Source organism: Fusobacterium sp. (assembly GCF_019012925.1).
Lineage (GTDB): Bacteria > Fusobacteriota > Fusobacteriia > Fusobacteriales > Fusobacteriaceae > Fusobacterium_A.
Genome location: NZ_JAGIRL010000047.1, coordinates 1 through 19,074 on the forward strand (window position 1 = coordinate 1; position 19,074 = coordinate 19,074).

At 29.8% G+C, this 19,074-nt stretch carries 18 protein-coding genes; 11 read left to right on the forward strand and 7 right to left on the reverse strand.

The features are described 5' to 3' along the window. The coding region (locus QZ286_RS08540; RefSeq protein ID WP_291256540.1) for a helix-turn-helix domain-containing protein at positions 1–203 on the reverse strand (203 nt) is incomplete at its 3' end. Between the two features lie 244 nt (positions 204–447). After that, on the reverse strand, positions 448–1,248 hold the full coding sequence (gene proB / locus QZ286_RS08545) for a glutamate 5-kinase (protein WP_291256541.1): 801 nt from the start codon (positions 1,246–1,248) through the stop codon (positions 448–450). A 128-nt stretch (positions 1,249–1,376) separates the two neighbouring features. On the opposite strand from proB, the gene QZ286_RS08550 reads away from it, so the two are divergent. The 11 genes from QZ286_RS08550 (at position 1,377) to QZ286_RS08600 (ending at position 13,999) form a co-directional block, all read left to right on the forward strand. Next, positions 1,377–3,353 carry a S9 family peptidase gene (locus tag QZ286_RS08550; protein WP_291256542.1) on the forward strand — a complete coding sequence of 659 codons (1,977 nt, stop codon included), beginning with the start codon at positions 1,377–1,379 and terminating at the stop codon, positions 3,351–3,353. 66 nt (positions 3,354–3,419) lie between these two features. Continuing rightward, positions 3,420–4,541: an alanine--glyoxylate aminotransferase family protein gene (locus QZ286_RS08555; RefSeq protein ID WP_291256543.1), complete on the forward strand. Its 1,122-nt coding sequence runs from the start codon at positions 3,420–3,422 to the stop codon at positions 4,539–4,541. Positions 4,542–4,741: 200 nt separating this feature from the next. After that, positions 4,742–6,373, forward strand: coding sequence for a Na/Pi cotransporter family protein (locus QZ286_RS08560; RefSeq protein ID WP_291256544.1), 1,632 nt, complete (start codon positions 4,742–4,744; stop codon positions 6,371–6,373). Between the two features lie 306 nt (positions 6,374–6,679). Beyond that, the gene (locus QZ286_RS08565) at positions 6,680–6,982 is read left to right on the forward strand and encodes a PTS lactose/cellobiose transporter subunit IIA (protein ID WP_291256545.1); all 303 of its coding nucleotides are present in this window, start codon (positions 6,680–6,682) and stop codon (positions 6,980–6,982) included. A 24-nt stretch (positions 6,983–7,006) separates the two neighbouring features. Continuing rightward, on the forward strand, positions 7,007–7,939 hold the full coding sequence (locus QZ286_RS08570) for a haloacid dehalogenase-like hydrolase (protein ID WP_291256546.1): 933 nt from the start codon (positions 7,007–7,009) through the stop codon (positions 7,937–7,939). A gap of 17 nt (positions 7,940–7,956) precedes the next feature. Beyond that, positions 7,957–9,279, forward strand: coding sequence for a PTS sugar transporter subunit IIC (locus tag QZ286_RS08575; protein WP_291256547.1), 1,323 nt, complete (start codon positions 7,957–7,959; stop codon positions 9,277–9,279). Positions 9,280–9,310: 31 nt separating this feature from the next. Next, positions 9,311–10,030, forward strand: coding sequence for a GntR family transcriptional regulator (locus QZ286_RS08580; protein ID WP_291256548.1), 720 nt, complete (start codon positions 9,311–9,313; stop codon positions 10,028–10,030). Positions 10,031–10,049: 19 nt separating this feature from the next. Next, on the forward strand, positions 10,050–10,382 hold the full coding sequence (locus QZ286_RS08585) for a PTS sugar transporter subunit IIB (protein WP_291256549.1): 333 nt from the start codon (positions 10,050–10,052) through the stop codon (positions 10,380–10,382). Between the two features lie 74 nt (positions 10,383–10,456). Beyond that, positions 10,457–12,700, forward strand: coding sequence for an alpha-galactosidase (locus QZ286_RS08590; protein WP_291256550.1), 2,244 nt, complete (start codon positions 10,457–10,459; stop codon positions 12,698–12,700). Positions 12,701–12,916: 216 nt separating this feature from the next. Beyond that, positions 12,917–13,174: a hypothetical protein gene (locus tag QZ286_RS08595; RefSeq protein WP_291256551.1), complete on the forward strand. Its 258-nt coding sequence runs from the start codon at positions 12,917–12,919 to the stop codon at positions 13,172–13,174. A gap of 12 nt (positions 13,175–13,186) precedes the next feature. Further along, a complete protein-coding gene (locus QZ286_RS08600; RefSeq protein ID WP_291256552.1) occupies positions 13,187–13,999 on the forward strand; it encodes a zeta toxin family protein in 813 nt (270 codons plus the stop codon). Between the two features lie 51 nt (positions 14,000–14,050). Here QZ286_RS08600 and QZ286_RS08605 read toward each other — a convergent pair whose 3' ends face one another. The 5 genes from QZ286_RS08605 to hprK are packed head-to-tail and all read right to left on the reverse strand — an operon-like array spanning position 14,051 to position 19,073. After that, positions 14,051–14,890, reverse strand: coding sequence for a TSUP family transporter (locus tag QZ286_RS08605; RefSeq protein ID WP_291256553.1), 840 nt, complete (start codon positions 14,888–14,890; stop codon positions 14,051–14,053). Between the two features lie 31 nt (positions 14,891–14,921). Further along, entirely contained in the window at positions 14,922–15,236 is a 315-nt protein-coding gene (locus QZ286_RS08610; protein ID WP_291256554.1) for a cell division protein SepF, read from the reverse strand. Between the two features lie 18 nt (positions 15,237–15,254). Continuing rightward, positions 15,255–16,166 (reverse strand): CsgG/HfaB family protein, encoded by a 912-nt coding sequence (locus QZ286_RS08615; RefSeq protein WP_291256555.1) that lies wholly within the window; start codon positions 16,164–16,166, stop codon positions 15,255–15,257. An 8-nt stretch (positions 16,167–16,174) separates the two neighbouring features. Continuing rightward, positions 16,175–17,122 (reverse strand): bifunctional oligoribonuclease/PAP phosphatase NrnA, encoded by a 948-nt coding sequence (locus tag QZ286_RS08620; protein ID WP_291256556.1) that lies wholly within the window; start codon positions 17,120–17,122, stop codon positions 16,175–16,177. Beyond that, positions 17,115–19,073, reverse strand: coding sequence for an HPr(Ser) kinase/phosphatase (gene hprK, locus QZ286_RS08625; RefSeq protein ID WP_291256557.1), 1,959 nt, complete (start codon positions 19,071–19,073; stop codon positions 17,115–17,117). The genes QZ286_RS08620 and hprK overlap by 8 nt, the downstream gene beginning before the upstream one ends. Position 19,074 lies beyond the last annotated feature (1 nt).

Below are 19,074 nucleotides of genomic sequence, written 5' to 3' on the forward strand. Positions count from 1 at the left end.
AACCAAATTAGTTCTGACTTTTTTAGTTGAGTTAATTCTTTTCTGATAATTCCATCGCTAATAAATTTACCACCATTTCTATAATTTTCTTCCTGTTTCGCAAGAGTATAGTTATAGATAAACCTAACAGTTCCAACACATTGCCATAATTTCTGCTCTTGCTCTTTGGTTGGATACAATCTAACTTTCTTTGCAAGTATCATCTTCTGTTAACTCCTTAATCATTTTTTATTATAGTTGATACCACAGTTACATAAGCAGGTTTAAAAGTATTATTCTTATCCCAATTTCTAAGAGTTTGAATTGTTTTCCTATTTTATCTGCAAATTCTCCTATTGAGTAATATTTCATATTATCACCTCAATAGTGTTATATCATAATCTTTCAATATTTTATAGAATTTTATATAAAGTTATATATTATTAACAACAGATTTAACCCTCCTAATTATTCACAATCAAATACAGTTCCAATATCTTTTCCAGAGATAAGTTCTTCGATAAATGATGGATTAGAACCATCTAAGATAGCCATTCTTACTCCACCGTTATAGCATTTTCTTGCAGCTAGAAGTTTAGTTTCCATACCACCAACACTAAACTCACTACCCTTTTCTCCACCCATAGCTAGTATATCATCAGTAACTTTTTTAACATAAGATATTCTCTTTGCTTCAGGATGTGTCTTAGGATTAGCATCATAAAGGGCATCAATATCTGTAAGAATTACAAGTAGATCAGCTTTTATAAGTGTTGCCACACTTGCAGAAAGTCTGTCGTTGTCACTAAATTCAATCTCAAAAGTAGAGATAGTATCATTGGCATTGATAATAGGGATAACACCAAATCCCAATAGAGTTTCTAAAGTGTTAGTTGTATTAGTTCTTCTCTCTCCCTCTTTAAAGTCATCTTTAGTAAGAAGAATTTGAGCAACTCTTTGATTATATTCACTCATAAAGTTTTTGTAGATATGCATAAGTTCTGCTTGTCCAACAGCAGCAGCAGCCTGTTTTTCTCTAGTAAGAGTAGGTCTTTTCTCAAAGTTTAAGCTCTTTGATCCTACACCAATAGCTCCTGAAGTTACAAGTACAACATCTCTATCTTGATTTCTAAGATCTGAAAGTATCCAAGCTAACTTATTCATCAAATGGAAGTTAAGATTTCCATTGGGATAAGTAAGAGTAGATGTACCAACCTTTATAACAATTCTCTTTGAATTTTTGATTTTTTCTCTGATTTCATTATTCATATATACTCACCTTAAAATTTATTATAATATACATTATACAGGTAAAATTATATTTTTAATAGATTTTTTTATAAAAATTTTGTAAAATGTACCTATAGGGTCATAATTATTAAGTGGAGGTTTATGGTATGGAGAGTTTAAAAATTGAGGATTTTCTAGATTATAACTATCTGTCTGAGTTAAATATTTCACCAGATGGAAAATATGTAAGTTTTTTACAACACAGAGCTGATTATGATAAGAACAACTATAGCTCAAATATCTATATACTGAATCGTGAGAGTGAAGAGTATTGTAAATTGACAGAACTCAGTGATAAAAATCAGTATATGTGGATAGATGAAAAATCAATAGTATTTTCAAGTAACAAAGATAGGGAGTTACAGCTTAGAAGTGATGAGGGAGAGAGCTGGAGTTGCTACCAAATTATAGATTTAGAGAGCAAAAAAGTTGAGGAGTATATGAGAATTCCTTTAGAAGTAACATCTATCAAAAATATAGATGGAGAGAAATTCATTCTTACAGCTCAATATGATAATTATGGAGTTGAACTCAATGGTGCAGTTGGAGATGAACGTATCAAGAAGTTAGAGAAGATTAGAGAGAGTAAAAATTATGAGATAATAGATGAGATTCCTTTCTGGGGCAATGGTAAGGGATTTACGAATAAGAAGAGAAATAGACTATATATGTATAATAGATTAAGTGGAGAGATCTATCCAATAAGTGATAGAATTTCAAATGTAAATTACTATTCATATAGAGATGGAAAAATTGTATATACAGTGAATAGATTTACTAATAAACAGGAGCAGAGAGAGGGGATATATAGTTTTGATATCAGCACTAAGAGCGAGGAGCTATTATTGGCTGGTGAGGAGTTTAGAGTTAATTTTGTAGAGTTTTTTAATGATGGAATAATTTGTGGTTTAAATGACACTAAAGATTATGGACTCAATCAAAATCCAAAATTCTATACAATAAAAGATGGAGAGCTTAAACTTTTCAAAGAAAATGATAGTTCATTAAGTAATAGTGTAGGTTCAGATTGTAGATATGGAAATAATAGAAATTTTAGAGAAAATTCAGGAGAACTATACTATATAACAACTATTTTACACAGTTCAGTATTGAGATCTCTAGATGAAATGGGAGTTGAAAGAACAATATCCTCTGCTGATGGGTCAGTGGATGGCTTTATTTTAGCTGATAAAGAGATCTACTTTATAGGAATGAAAGGTTTGAGATTACAGGAGATATACTCTATTAAAAATGGAGTAGAGAAGAGAGTAACAGATTTTAATGAGAAAATATATGAGAATAAAGAGCTTTCAAGACCTGAAAAATTAAGTGTTGTAAGCAATGGAGTAGAGATAGAGGGATGGGTTATAAAACCAACCAATTATGAAGAGGGGAAAATGTACCCAGCTATCTTAGATATACATGGTGGACCTAAAACTGTCTATGGAGATATTTTTTATCATGAGATGCAAGTTTGGGCAAACCTAGGTTATTTTGTCTTTTTCTGTAATCCACATGGTGGAGATGGACGTGGAAATGAGTTTGCAGACATTAGAGGGAAATATGGAACAATTGACTATGAGGATTTGATGAATTTTACTGATAAAGTAACCAATAGTTACCCTATAATAGAGAGAAAAATAGGTGTGACAGGTGGATCTTATGGTGGGTATATGACAAACTGGATAATAGGGCATACAAATAGATTTGCCTGTGCTGTATCTCAAAGAAGTATATCTAACTGGTTTTCAAAATTTGGTACTACAGATATAGGTTACTATTTTAATGTAGATCAAAATATGTCTAGCCCTTGGAAGAATCCAGAGAAATTATGGTGGCATTCGCCTCTAAAATATGCAAACAGAGTGGTAACACCAACTCTATTTATACACTCAGAAGAGGATTATAGATGCTGGCTAGCTGAGGGATTACAGATGTTTACCGCTATTAAATATCATGGAGTTCAGGCTAGACTCTGTATGTTTAAGGGAGAGAACCATGAATTATCTAGAAGCGGAAAGCCTAAAAATAGAGTTAAAAGGCTACAAGAGATAACAAAATGGTTCGAAGAATTTTTAAAATAACTGTTAATAAATATTTTTAAATGTGATATAATAAACACAGAACAAAGCTTTTTTTAAATTTTGGAGGTGGGTTTTTTGCATAAAGCTAATTATATTATGATGACACCAGGACCTACTATGGTTAGGGAGAATGTATTACATGCAAAAGGAAATTATTATGGGAATTCAGATTTTGATCCTAAATTTTTTGAGTTCTATGGACAATTATGTAAAAAAATAGGAAAGATATTTGGAGCAAAAAAGGCTCAAACTATAATAATGGCTGGAGAAGGAATGCTAGGATTAGACAGTGCCTGTGCAGCTCTTACTGAAAAAGGAGACAAAGTTTTAGTAATCTCTAATGGACTTTATGGTGCTGGATTCAAAGATTTAGTTGAGATCTATGGTGGAGAGGTAACAGTATTTGAAAGTGATGTAAAAGATAAAATAGATACAGATTCTCTGAGAGTATTTTTGGAGCAACATAAAGATTATGGATTTAAGTATGCAACAGTAGTTCATTGTGATACTCCTTCTGGAGTTTTTAACAATGTGAAGGATATATGTAAGACATTGAAATCAATGGGAATAATGACAGTTGTAGACACTGTTTCAGCTGTTGGAGGAGCAGAGGTAAAAGTTGATGAGTGGGGTATAGACATAGCTTTAGGTGCTTCACAAAAAGTTCTTTCTGCTACAACTGGTCTTACAATAATGACAGTAAGTGATGATGCTTGGAAGGCAATAGAGAATAGAAAATCTCCAATTCCTTCATTCTATTGTAATCTTTCGTTATGGAGAGATTGTGTAGAGAAAAAACTTTTCCCATATACTATGCCAATTGGAGAGATAGCAGCTTTAGGATTATCAATTGATAATATGTTCCAAGAAGGACTGGATAAAGTAATAGAGAGACACTATACTGCAGCAGAGTATACTAGAAATAGATTGATGGATCTAGGAATAGAGCTTTATTTAAAAGGTGGATATTCACCAACAGTAACAGCTTTCTATGTACCAGAAGGATATGATTTAGAAGAGGTATATAATCATATGTTAGAGCATCATGAAGTGATGGTAGGGAAATCTTATGGATATTTAGCTGATAAAGTTTTAAGAATAGGGCATATGGGAGAGAATGCTCGTTTCTTTAGAATAGATTACACTATGAGAGCTTTAGAGAAAACTTTAAAAGAATTAAAAAAGTAAAATTTTGTTTAAAAAAAGAAAAAAATGAGCGAGAATAACGAAAAAAATAAAAAAAATGCTTTTTATTTTTTTAAAACTTGAATTTTCCTAAATAAGATATTATAATAAAATGTACGTCTTTTGTATTACATAATGAAATTAAAAATTAATACAAAAAGAGTAATGTTATATGATAATTCTTATTTATTTTAGGAGGTAAAATGTATCTGGATATAATTTTTAAGGTTCTTGGAGGTCTGGGAATATTTCTTTATGGGATGGATAATATGTCTTCAGGAATGCAAAAATTAGCAGGAAAGAAGTTAAAAAGATTTTTAGCTGTTTTAACTACCAATAGGTTTATTGCAATATTAATGGGAATATTTGTAACAGCATTAGTTCAATCATCATCTGTTAGTACAGTAATGACAATAGGATTTGTAAATGCTTCATTATTAACATTAAAACAAGCTTTAGGAGTAATTTTTGGTGCAAACATAGGAACTACAATTACAGGATGGATTCTTGTATTGAATATAGGAAAATATGGATTACCAATAGTTGGTGCTGCAGCTATAGCACATATGTTTTTAAAAGGAGATAAAGCGAAGACAAGAGCACTTACAATAATGGGATTAGGAATGATCTTCTTAGGACTAGAGCTAATGAGTAATGGATTGAAGCCAGTAAGGGATATGCCAGAATTTGTGAGATTATTTCAAATGTTTTCTGCGGATTCATATTTTGGTGTTATAAAAGCGGCAGCTGTAGGAGCTTTAGTTACTGCTATTGTACAATCATCATCAGCTACATTAGGAATAACAATTACATTAGCATTACAGGGATTGATATCTTATGAGACAGCAGTAGCTTTGGTATTGGGAGAAAACGTTGGAACTACAATTACAGCTATTTTAGCAACTTTAAACGCAAATGTTAATGCTAAAAGAGCAGCTTATGCTCATACGATAATTAACACATTTGGTGTTTTATGGGTGACAGCAGTATTTAAACCTTATTTACAATTTTTAAATATATTTAATAATCATGATACAAATATAACAATGGCAATTGCTACAGCACACACAGTTTTCAATGTTGTGAATGTAATTTTATTTACTCCTTTCATAGGATATCTAGCAGATTTTTTATGTAAGGTGATAAAAGATGATGGTAAAGTTAATGATAGAATAACTAAGATAGATGAACTTATGTTAAAAACTTCAGGGGTAGTTGTGGAACAGACCAAAGTGGAAGTTGGAAATATGGGTAAAATGATACAATTAATGTTTGATGAAGTAAAAAAAGTCTATACTAATCCTGCTGCTTTGACAGATACAAAAGTTAAAGATTTAAGAAAGATGGAAGATGACTTAGATCTTTATCAAAAAGAGATAACTGATGCCAATTTCGTTATCCTAAATAATAAAGATATAAATGATAGTTTAAGAAGAGATATTAGAAATAACTTAATTGTTTCAGATGAATATGAAACAGTAAGTGATTATTTAATGAGAATAACTAATAGTCTAAAGAAATTACATGATAATGTTATGACTTTTACTGAACAAGAAATAGAAGTAATGTTACTATTGCATGAAAAAACTAATGAGTTTTTTAAGAATATTGATAGAGGTTATCAAGAGAAAAATCTGATATTGATAAAAGAGTGTATAGTTAATGCTAAAGAAGTAACAGCTCTTTATAAAGATGCTAAAAAGCACTATATGGATTATGGAATTAAAGAAGCAGCAACTACAATGTCTACAACTAATTTTATGGATATAATAAATTTCTATAGAAGAGTTGGGGATCATTTAACTAATATTATTGAAGGATATTCAAGTAAGTAAAAAATAATAGAAATTAGAATTATAGCTCTGTTAATGACAACAGGGCTATTTTTTTATTAAAAACAAAAAGCTTTTAAGATAGAAGAAAAAATATTATAAAAACACATATATTTAACTTGTTATAATTAATTAACACAAGTTCATAACAAGTTATAAAATTTAAAATCCTATAAATTATACTATTTTCTATTTTTTTGATTAAAAACTGTATGTTTTTTTAAAAAAAAGTTATTGACATAATAAAATAAAAAGCTTATAATTGTTATAAGAATTAAACTTGTTATAACAAGTTGAGGAGGGGTAATAATGGATATAGAAACGATTGCAATGTCATTAGTAGGAAATGCAGGAGAAGCAAGAAGTTTAGCATTTGAAGCTTTACATGAAGCTAAAAAGGGTGAATTTGAAAAAGCAGAGGAATTATTAAAAAAAAGTCATAAAAAAAATTTAGCTGCTCATGAATTACAAACACAACTTATATGTGAAGAAGCTAATGGTAATAGTACAGAAATGTCATTACTGATGGTTCATGCACAAGATCATTTAATGACTTCATTATTAGCTAGAGAGTTAATTAATGAGTTAATTGATATTTATAAAAAAAATTAAATAAAGGATTAAAGTGGAGGAAAAATGAAAAAAAGATTATTAGATTTTGGAGGCGAAGATTTTTTAAGAGTAACACCTATGGAGTTAAAACAAAGTATATTAGCTTCTGAGGGAAGAGTAATTATGGCAGAAAATGTACCAGTAGAGCAACCATATTTAAATGGAGTTACAAATGCAGAAATAGAACGTGCTGCAGGAGCAGACTTAATATTGTTTAATGTACTTGATTTAATGGAACCAGAGATTCGTGGAATTCCAAGTAATATACCACAAAGTGAACATATAAATTGGATACGTAAAGCCATTGCTAGACCTATAGGTATTAACTTAGAACCAGTAGATTTAAATGCAACTATGAATGAAAAAAGACATGAAATTTCTATAGGTAGAATAGTATCACCTAAGACATTAGAGTTAGCTAAAGAATATGGATTTAGTTTTATTTGTTTAACAGGAAATCCAGGAACTGGTGTATCAAACTCAGCAATAAAAAATGCAATAGTATTAGCTAGAAAATATTTTAATGGATTAATTATAGCTGGAAAAATGCATGGTGCAGGAGTAGATGAACCAGTGATGAATTTAGAAATAGCTAAAGAATTTGTTAATGCAGGAATAGATATATTACTTGTACCAGCTCCATATACAGTACCACACTTTATGGAACAAGATTTAAGAGAAATTGTAGATATGGTAAAAGAGTACAATAAAGGAAAAAGTATAGAAGAAAAGGTATTGATTATGGCAGCGAATGGAACAAGTCAAGACTCATCAGATGCAGATACAATTAAAAAAATAGGATTAACAGCAAAAGCATGTGGAGTAGATTTACATCATATTGGAGATTCTTTTAATGGAGTTTGTATTCCAGAGAATATATATACATTAGGAGTGGCTATTCGTGGGAAAAGACATCAATTAACAATGTTAGCTCGTTCTAATTATCGTGGACAATAATGAAATAGGGGGTTTTTATGAAAAATAATAATTTGGTAGAAAAAGTAACTTATTTTGCTGGAAAAGTTGGAGGACAGCGTCATTTATTAGGATTACGTGATGGAATGGCTGCAGCAATGCCATTAGTTATTATAGGGTCATTTTTTATGTTATTAGCACAATTCCCTTTTGAACCTTTTACAAAATGGTTACAAAAAGTTGGACTACAAGCTTTTTTTAACAAAGCAAGTGATTCTACATTTGGAATAATAGGTTTAGTTATATCTTTTTCTGTTGCATATCATTTAGGAAGTTATTATAAAATTAATAAGTTTTCAGCAGGAGTTTTATCCTTAGCTTCTTTTATAATATTAACTCCAATTTATACAATTGACATTGGTGCAGGATTCCCAATAAAATATATGGGAAGTGCTGGAATGTTTGCTGGAATAATAATTGCACTAATAACAACAGAAATTTATCGTTGGTTTGAACAAAATAACATTATGATAAAGATGCCAGATTCAGTACCACCAAGTGTAAGTAGAGCTTTTTCGGCAATTATTCCTGGATTAGCAATTGTATCATTTTGGGTAATAATAAGTATAATTTTGACATATTTAGGAGTAGAAAATATACATAGCTTAATACAATCAGTATTGGGATCGACATTAGGGCTATTAAGTAATACATTACCAGGAATAATATTGGTTATTTTTATCCAATGTTTCTTTTGGATGTTTGGAATACATGGAGCACAGGTTACAGGACCATTAATAGAACCATTATTACTACAAGCTTCAGATATAAATAGAACAGCTTATATTGCTGGTCAAGAATTACCAAATATAATAACTTATGAATTTGTATATAATTTTGTATTCACTGGAGGAGCAGGATGCCTATTTGCGATGGCGTTATTACTTTTTTTCAAATCTAAAAGTAAAGAAAATAAAATTTTAGGGAAAATTGCTTTACCACCAACATGTTTCCAAGTACCAGAATCAATATTATTTGGATTTCCAATTATAATGAATTTTAAGATAGCTATTCCGTTTGTATTAGCACCTATTACAACAACAATAGTAACATATTATGCAATGTATTTTGGATTAGTAGCTAAACCAATAGGAGCAATAATACCTTGGACAACACCTCCAGTAATAGCAGGATTTTTAGCAACTGGAGGACATATAAGTGGAGCGATTATTCAAATAATAACAATTGCTATAAATATCCTAATTTATTTGCCTTTCTTCCTTAAAGATGATAAAATGAAAATTGAAACTGAAAAGAAAGCTGAGCTAGAAAAAAGTGAAAACGATTTTGAAAATGTTGATCTAAATAATTTTACGTTTTAAGAAAATTTAAATAAAGAAAGAAGGAGAAAGAGTGTTAGGAAAACAGAAACAAATACCTTTATATAGCCAATTAACTAAAGCTTTAAAAAAATATATTGAGAGTAATTTAGATTTTGGTGATAAATTACCAAGTGAAAAAGAAATAGGAGAAATGTATTCTGTCAGTAGAACAACTGTTAGACTTGCAATGGAAGAGTTAGAAAAGTGTGGTATGATATATAGACTTCAAGGAAAAGGTTCTTTTGTTTCAGATTTTTCATCCAATTCATTAAATTCTTTTAATTTAATTGATGAAAGAACTTTCTTTACTACTGAATATAAAACTGAAAGTTCTTTTAAAAAAAGCTTATATGGATTAACTAGTATTTTACCTAATAATATTCAGGAAGTTTTCAATGAGATAGAATTTATAAGGATTCAATATATAATTTGTTTAGAAAATATACCTGTTTTACTCGTAGATTATTATTTAAATCAAAATATTTTTAATGATATAAGTTACGAAAATTTAGAAAAAGAATTTATAGATAAAATATGTCAAAACAAGAATATAGTTTTGAAAAGAATTACAGAGGATTATAATATTGTTTTATCTTATCAAGAATTGAGTGATAAATTAAATTTGAATAATAACACACCTTTACTCTGCATAAATAAAAACTTTTATGATATAAATAATGAGTTAATAATAATTGTATCAAAGCATATAGTAACAGAGAGATTTAAATATAAAAATTTTTTAGAAATCTAAAAAGAATTTAGGAGGAAAAATGAAAAAGAAAATATATTTATTTTGTAGTGCAGGTATGTCAACAAGTATTTTAGCGAATAAAATGCAAAAGTGTGCAGATGGGTATAATCTTCCTGTAGAGGTTAAAGCTTTTCCATTAAGTGAGATAGATAGTATAGTAAAAACTTTGAATCCAGATTGTATTTTATTGGGGCCACAAGTAAAACATACTTATGAAGAAACTAAAAAAATGTATGGTGTAGATGGAACTCCAGTTGCTGTTATAGATACAAATGACTATGCTCTAGTAAAAGCAGAAAATGTGTTGAAAATGGCAGTTGTTTTAGTTAAAAATTCAATTAAAAATAAATAATTTAAATTGAAAGGTATGAAACTAGATATTATTATCTAAATATTTCATACCTTTTAAAATAGAAAAGGAGTTATATGAGTATAAATTTCAATAATAAAACAAAGGAGTTTCATCTTTCAAATAATAATATAAGTTATGTTATCAAAATATTAAGAAATGGTCAAATAGGTCAACTATATTTTGGAAAAAAAATAAAACATAAAGAAAGTTATAGTTATTTACTTGAAAGTAAAAGTCGTCCTATGGCTCAATACTTATATGAAAATGATTTTTCTTTTTCATTGGATCATATAAAACAAGAATTTCCAAGCTATGGAACAACGGATCATAGATATCCAGCTTTTGAAATAAAACAAGAAAATGGAAGTACAATAACAGAGTTTGAATATATATCTCATAAAATATTCAAAGGGAAAAAAAAACTGGTTGGATTGCCAGCAGTTTATGTTGAAAATGAAGATGAAGCTACAACATTAGAAATTTTTTTAAAAGATAAAATGATAGAAATAGAGTTAGTACTTTCGTACACTATTTTTGAAAAATATGATGTAGTAGCTAGAAATGCTCAGTTTATAAATAAAGGAGAAAATTCAGTAGATATAACAAGAGCATTAAGTTTAAATTTAGATTTACCAGATTATGATTATGAGTTACTTCAATTGTCTGGGGCTTGGTCAAGAGAACGATACATAAAAACACGAAAATTAGAAATGGGAATTCAGGCTATAAGTAGTACAAAAGGAATTTCAAGTAATGATCAAAATCCTTTTATTGCTTTAAAAAGACCTGAAACTACAGAAACTTTAGGCGAAGTAATAGGATTCAGCTTGATTTATAGTGGGAATTTTTTAGCACAAGTTGAAGTCGATACCTATGATGTAGCTAGAGTATCTTTAGGAATAAATCCCTTTGGTTTTACTTGGCATTTAGAAAATAATGAGAAATTCCAAACACCAGAAGCTATTATTGTTTATTCAGACTCTGGTTTAAATAAAATGAGTCAAACTTTTCATAATATTTTTGGAAAAAGATTGGTAAGAGGAGAGTGGAGAGATAAGTTCAGACCAATTTTAATAAATAATTGGGAAGGAACTTACTTTGATTTTAATGATGAAAAAATATTAAATATAGCTAAAGTTGCACATAAAATGGGAGTGGAACTTTTTGTTTTAGATGATGGATGGTTTGGAACAAGAAATGATGATAAACAAGGACTTGGAGATTGGGTTTCAAATAAAAATAAGTTAAAAAATGGAGTAGAAGGTTTATCACATGAAATAGATAAAATTGGAATGAAATTTGGGCTATGGTTTGAGCCAGAAATGGTAAATAAAAATAGTGAACTTTTTAAAAAACACCCAGAGTGGATACTTCATGTTCCTCAACGGAATCAATCACATGGAAGAAACCAATTTGTTCTTGATTATTCAAGAATAGAGGTTATAGATTATATATATGATATGATGTTTAAAATTATTAAAAACTCGAAAATATCGTATATTAAATGGGATATGAATCGTTATATAACAGAATGTTATTCAGTTGCTTATCCACCACAAAGACAAGGAGAAATTTTTCATAGATATATATTGGGTGTATATGATCTATATGAAAGGTTAATTAAAGCTTTTCCAAATATATTATTTGAATCTTGTTCAAGTGGAGGGGCTAGATTTGATCCGGGGATGCTGTATTATGCACCACAGTGTTGGACTAGTGATGATACAGATGCTATTGAGAGATTAAAAATTCAATATGGGACATCATTAGTCTATCCATTATCGACAATGGGAGCTCATGTATCAGTGGTTCCTAATCATCAGCTTCAACGTATAACTCCACTAGAAACAAGAGCTGGAGTTGCTTATTTTGGAAATTTTGGTTATGAATTGGATATGAGTAAATTAACTGGAGAAGAAAATAGGAAAATAAAGATACAAATTGATTTTTATAAAAAATATAGACATATTTTTCAATATGGAATATTTTATCGTCTATTAGATCCATTTAAAAATAATATTGTTTCTTGGATGGTAGTAACAGAAGACAGAAGAACAGCAATAGTTGGATATTATAAGATTTTAAATGATGTAAACTGTGCATATAGACGAATAAAACTTCAAGGATTAGATCCTGATTTAAAGTACGAAATTTCTAATTTAAATTACCCAGAAGAAATAGCAACAAAATATTGTTATGGTGATGAATTGATGAATATAGGGCTTATAACTACAGATTCATCTTCAGGTCAAGTTTTAGATGGTAGTAGAGTATCACATGATTTTGATTCAACTATTTATATTTTGAAGGTTAAATAGTAATTAAGTATGGAAATTTTGTATTTTTATAAGGTTTGAAGAAAATAGAATAAATTTCTATTAACTAATATTATTGAAGGATATTCAAGTAAGTAAAAATAATAGAAATTAAAATTATAGCTCTGTTAATGATAACAGGGCTATTTTTTATATTTATTGACAAAGCTTTCTTAAAACTATAGAATAAGAGTATAGAAGAGAAAAGGGAGTGAAGAGATGAGCAAATATGAGATAAATTTTGAAAGAGAGATCTTAAGAGAGAAAAGTGCAGGAATATTGGCTGATTTTGACAGATATTTAGAAGATAATAATATTGATTATGATGATACTAAAAATCCCATAATATTACTAGAGAGAGCAATTACAGAAATATATCGTAATATCTTCAAGCCTGAATATGACAACATGATAAGTTTAAAAGAGGCTAATGCTAAATTAGATCTTGCAACAGAGATTTTAAATAAATTGAGTTAGGGAGTAGTTATTATGGAAAGAGGACAGTATACAGAGATTGAATTTGAAAAAGCATACGAAAGAATAGAGAGACGTCTTATAGAAAATATAAGTATTACTAAGGAAAAAAGGGCATTTATCTTAGGGGGACAACCTGGAGCAGGAAAAAGTGGATTAACTGCAGTATTGGAGAGTGAGAATAAGAATCTAATACTTATAAATGCTGATGAATTTAGGAAAAAACATCCACATTATAAAGAGTTAAAAGAGGAATTTGGAGATGAGTATGTAGCTCATACTCAAAAATTTATAGGGAAGATGACTGAGACTCTTATAGATAGATTGAGTACAAAGGGATATAATATAATAGTTGAGGGAACTTTGAGAACAAAAGAGGCTCCTCTAAAAACAAGAGATATATTGAAGAGCAAGGGTTATGATGTTGAGCTTTGTATAATCCAAGTGAGACCTGAAGATTCACTATTGGGAACACATCAACGTTATGAGAAGATGATAGAGTTAGGAACAGTGGCAAGAGGAACACCAAAAGAAGCTCATAATATTGTTATAAAAACTTTACCTGAAAATTTGAGCTTTTTATATAATGGAGGTTATTTTTCAGATATAAGAATATATAATAGGGAGTTAGAATGTTTATACTCTATGAAAAAAACTCCTGAAATAGATCCTGGAATTTTGATGAAAAGGGAGTTTGAAAGAGTTTTAACAGAGGGTGAAAAAGAGAATTTAAAAGTTAAATATAACAAGCTTATAGAAAAAATGGAGAAAAGAGATGCTACTTCTCAAGAGATTGAGAACATTCTAGAGGAAAAGAGAGAAATTTAAAATTGAGTAAAAAAACACAACTTACTTTTAGAAGAAAGTTGTGTTTTTTCTTTAAAAACTTCTAGTGATAGATAAAAAGAACTCTTTAACTAATCCACCTACATCTATTCCCAACATAGATTCTAAAATCATCTTGACCAAAACTATAGAGGTAACTATTAAAAACATTGGTTTAATAAATTTAGTTCCCTTTGTAACGGCCATCTTAGCTCCTAAAATAGCTCCAAATATCATAATAATACCTATAGGGATAGAGTAGAAAAAATTAACTTTACCAAGATAGATAAAGAGAAACATACTGGCTAAATTACTAGTAAGATTTAGAATTTTAGCATTACCACTAGCATTTGTAAAGTCCAATTTAAAAATTCTAATCAGAGCAAATATTAAGAAAGAACCTGTTCCAGGACCAAAAAATCCATCGTAGAATCCCATAATAATAGCCATAATTCTTCCATTACGAATATTTTTACTATTGAGTCCTAAAAAATTATTCTCCTCTCCAAGATCCTTGTTCATTAAAGAGTAAACAAGAACAAGAAGAAGTAGAATAATAGCTATTGGATAGAGATATTTGGAATCTATAAGTACGACAGTCTTAACTCCTATAAATGCTCCAATAAGGGAGAAAGGCACCATAGTTCTAACCATTTTCCAATTTATTTTACCAGAAGCTGCAAACTTCCAAGTACTTGCTATAGTTCCTATACTTGATGAAACTTTGTTTGTTCCCAATGCTGTGTGAGCAGGTAAACCAGAGGCTAAATAAGCCGGGACTGTAATAAGCCCACCTCCACCAGCAATAGCATCAATAAACGAAGCAAAAAAGCAAGCAACTCCTAAAAATAAAAAACTACTAATATCAATATTAGTAAAAAAATCTTCAAACATTAACCTTCCTCCACTAATTTATTAAAATATATTATTTATTTTTGTAACTTGGCACAATCTCTTCAATCTCATCTTCATTAAATCTTCCATTTAATGGTTTGTAGTCAAAAAGATGTTTTTTGTTTTTAGGGATAGTACAGAAAATACTCTCACCAGGGTTTACAATATCTCCCTCTTTTATATACACAGCTCCAGAAATATAGTCTAATATTCTTTGTGATTCTTTTGAATCTAAATCCATAAGATTGATATGTACTATTTTGTCTTCTTTAATATAGTCAACACATCTCATGCACTCTTCATATTTTTTTGGTTTAACAAATACAATATCAAAATCCTTTTCCATAGTAGTCTCCTTATACTTTTATTTTAATTTTACCACAGCAGGTAGAGAAAAGTCCATACCTTCATATGATAAACTAGCTGCCTTATCACCAATATATGATTCAACTGTAGCAGTTCCAACAAGAGTCTCTTCATATCCTAAGATCTCTCCGTTGTATTCTACAGCTTCCCCTTGTTTGTAAACATTTAGTTTAGTTCCAAGCTTAAGATTATTTTCAAAACCAGAATTAATAATTATCTTATTACCAGATTTTTTTAAAATAGATGCTGTCCAAGGAGCAGAGTCAATTTTTTCTATAACTTTTTCAACTCCCTGTATAATAGCAGCTCTAAAAGCTTCCTCTTCCAAATTATTAAGTGAACCATATGTTCCAGCTCCCAATACAGTCTCAAATTTTACACTTGAGCTACCCTCTCCAGTAACAGACCAAACTTTACCATTTAAAACATCAATAACCTTTAACTCAACAACAGCTTCACCAGTTTGATATTTAGTTTTTGAGATAAGAGTTTTATTCCCAGTGATCTTTACTCCATACTTAGACACACTAGCAACAATTATATAATCTGTATCTAAGAATCTCTGCTTAGCTAAGATAGATTTTTGACCAAGATTACTTGAAAAAGCTAACTCTTCCATAACAGAGTCAAGATCTTCTCTCTCTAGGAGTGTAAATCTTTTAGAGTTTGAAAACTCAGAGATAAGAATATCTTTATAGATACTATCATTTCTTTGTGTTCCAAATCTAGAGTAGTTTTTAACTTTTCCAATAACTAATCTACTTTTAAGATTTAAATTTGCTTTTTGCACATCATACTCTCTAAGATTAGAAAAGTTATCCTCTTTTGATATATTACTTTTAACTTCAGCACTTCCACAACCTAACATTAGGAAGAGAGAACATATAGTAACAGCAATCTTTTTTAACATAAACTCACCTACATTTCTTTTAAAACAAGTTTTAATATTTCATCAGCAGAAAGGGTACTAGTAAAACCAGAGGCTTTACGATGACCTCCACCACCAAAGATACTAGCAATCTTATTTACATCAACTTCATGTTTACTTCTCATACTTCCTTTTATTACTCCAGGCTTATCCTCTCTAAGGAAGAGAGAGACCTCAGCTTCATTAAAGGCAAGTAGCTTTTCAACAATACCCTCAGTATCCTCTTTTTTAGCATTGTATTCAAGTAAATCTGCATAAGAGATAAAGTGAGATGCTAACTTTTTATTTTCATCAAATTTCATCTCAAACATAGCTTTTCCTAGTAATTTAATAGCTGGAAGAGGTTTGTTATTAAAAAACTCTCTTACAATTTTTGAAGAGTTAGCACCAACTCTTTTTAATTCACTTGCCATTTCAAAAGTATGGTAAGTAACATTGTCATGTGAAAAATTACCAGTATCATTAACTAAGCCAGTGTAAAGAGCTTCAGCCATATCCAAAGTCAAAGCTATATTACAATGTTTTAAAAATTTATAGATAACTTCACTTGTAGAAGAGATCTCCTCTACATAGTTAAGATCTCCATATAGGGGATTACTTATATGATGATCTATATTGATTACAAAGTTATCTTTAAAAAGCATTTTAGTCTCTCCAACTCTTTCAGCTGTTGCACTATCCACACATATGATAAGTTCAGGTGTGTAGTTTTCATCAGGGTTATAAACCTCTACTAGATCAATTTTTTCTAAAAATTTAATATTACTAGGGTAGTTGTCTTGAAGGACAAATCTAACATTTTTTCCTAAATTTTTAAGTGCAAGAGTAAGAGCTAAACCAGAACCAATAGCATCTCCATCAGGATTAACATGAGATGTAATGATTATATCTCCATTCACTTGCTTAATTTTATCTATAATATCATTAAAATTATTCATTTTCCTCCTCGTCAATCTTAACTCCTAAGACCTTTCTCTCCTCTTTTGTCATTCTTTTTAAACCTTCTAAATACAGTTTTTTAGGATCATGACCCAATTTAGAAGCCATTAAATTCATTACAGCAATCTCAACCATAGCTGCAGCATTTCTTCCTGAAGATATATAGAGAACCATTTTAGGAATATCATTTCCTAAAATTTCAGCCATACTATTTTGATAGTCAACAGAAGTTAGGTAATCATTACAAGATTCCTGTTCTTTTAATTCAATGACTATATCAAGTTTTTTATTGATTCTAACAGCTCCAAGTCCATAAAGTGTCTTGATATCAATTATTCCGAGTCCTCTAATCTCCATAAAATAAGGAAGATTAGCAGCAGTACCCATAATATCTCCACTAGTATCCTTCATAAATTTAACTAAGTCATCAGCTACCAATCTATGACCTCTATGTATTAATTCAAGAGCAGTCTCACTCTTTCCTACTCCACTTTTTCCAGTTAATAGAACACCAAAACCATATAGTTCCAGAAATACTCCGTGAAGAGAGATATTAGGAGTAAAATATGTTTCCAAAAAGCTATTAAAGTTAGCTATTACTTGAGATGCCTTTTTAAATGAAGATCTACAAAGTATCATCTCACGCTCTCTAACCATTTTTAAGAAGTAGTCAGGTATTTCTACATCTGCAGTCAAAACAAGGATTGGAAGTTTAAACTGAAGATATTTCTCTAGATTTTTAATTCTCTCCTCTTCAGAAAGGGTACTTAGATATTTGAACTCAGCTTTGGAAAATATCTGTACTCCAATATAGGCAGCATCTTTATAGTTTTCAACAAAACCAGCAAGAGCTAGAGCAGGTCTATGTATGCTAGTAGTTTCAATCATTGTCTCTTCTAAATGCTCCTCACCTGAAAGAACTTTTAAGTTAAATTGATTTTTTAGTTGCATTACTGAAAGAACTTTTTTATTACTCATATTTTTTTCTCCCTGCTTTTTCTTATTAGCTTGTATTAGTTTTTGAGATTCCTTCATAAAAAACTCTGCTGAATTGACTCCCATCATCTTTAGTCTGTAGTTTAAAGCTGCAGTCTCAATAATTATAGCCAAGTTTCTCCCTTTTCTAACAGGGATAGTCCATTTTGGAATCTTACCACCTAAGAACTCTTCATAGACTTCATCTAATCCAAGTCTATCATAAAATTTTTTCTCCTGCCACTCCTCTAGTACAATCAACATATCAATTCTCTTCATTTTTCTAGTGGCCTTTATACCAAAAAGAGTAGTGACGTCTATCTTGTTATTATCTTTTTGGTTATCTAGGAAGAAGTGGCTATCCATAGTACTCTTATCTATTCTATTATATCCCTCTAGATCATTTTCAGCCACTCTTTTCATAATTAAATGGTTGTCAGTGATGAGTCTATGCCCTCTCTCAAGAAGCTCAATTGTAACTCCCAATTTAGCATCTTCATAACCAGTAAGAAGTACACCGATTCCCATTACATCAAGAAATATATATCCATTAAACATCTCCTCTTTAGCCAATCTTTTAGATAGAAAGAACTTGGCTTCTCTAATGGTAGCAGATGTTCTTCTCATACTTTTTAAGAAAGTTTTATTATATTTTTTAGCACTAGCTATTAATTCAGGAAATATTATACTCTCATTAGTGGCAATAAGTGCTGGAAAGTTATGGGAAAAATAGTTATCAAATATACGAGACCTCTCTTCAGATGTTAAATTCATAAGATATTTAGCCTCTTTTCTCCCATAGATATGAATATATTTATTAAGCTCCTCATCCACTTCAAAAAAACCAATGAGTTCATAACCAATTTGATAGATACTTGGAATCTCAATTTGAAAATTCATATTTCCTTCATTTATAATCTCTAGATTGAGATGAGAGATAAACTCTCTTATAGGTACTTTTTTTTCTGAAATCAAG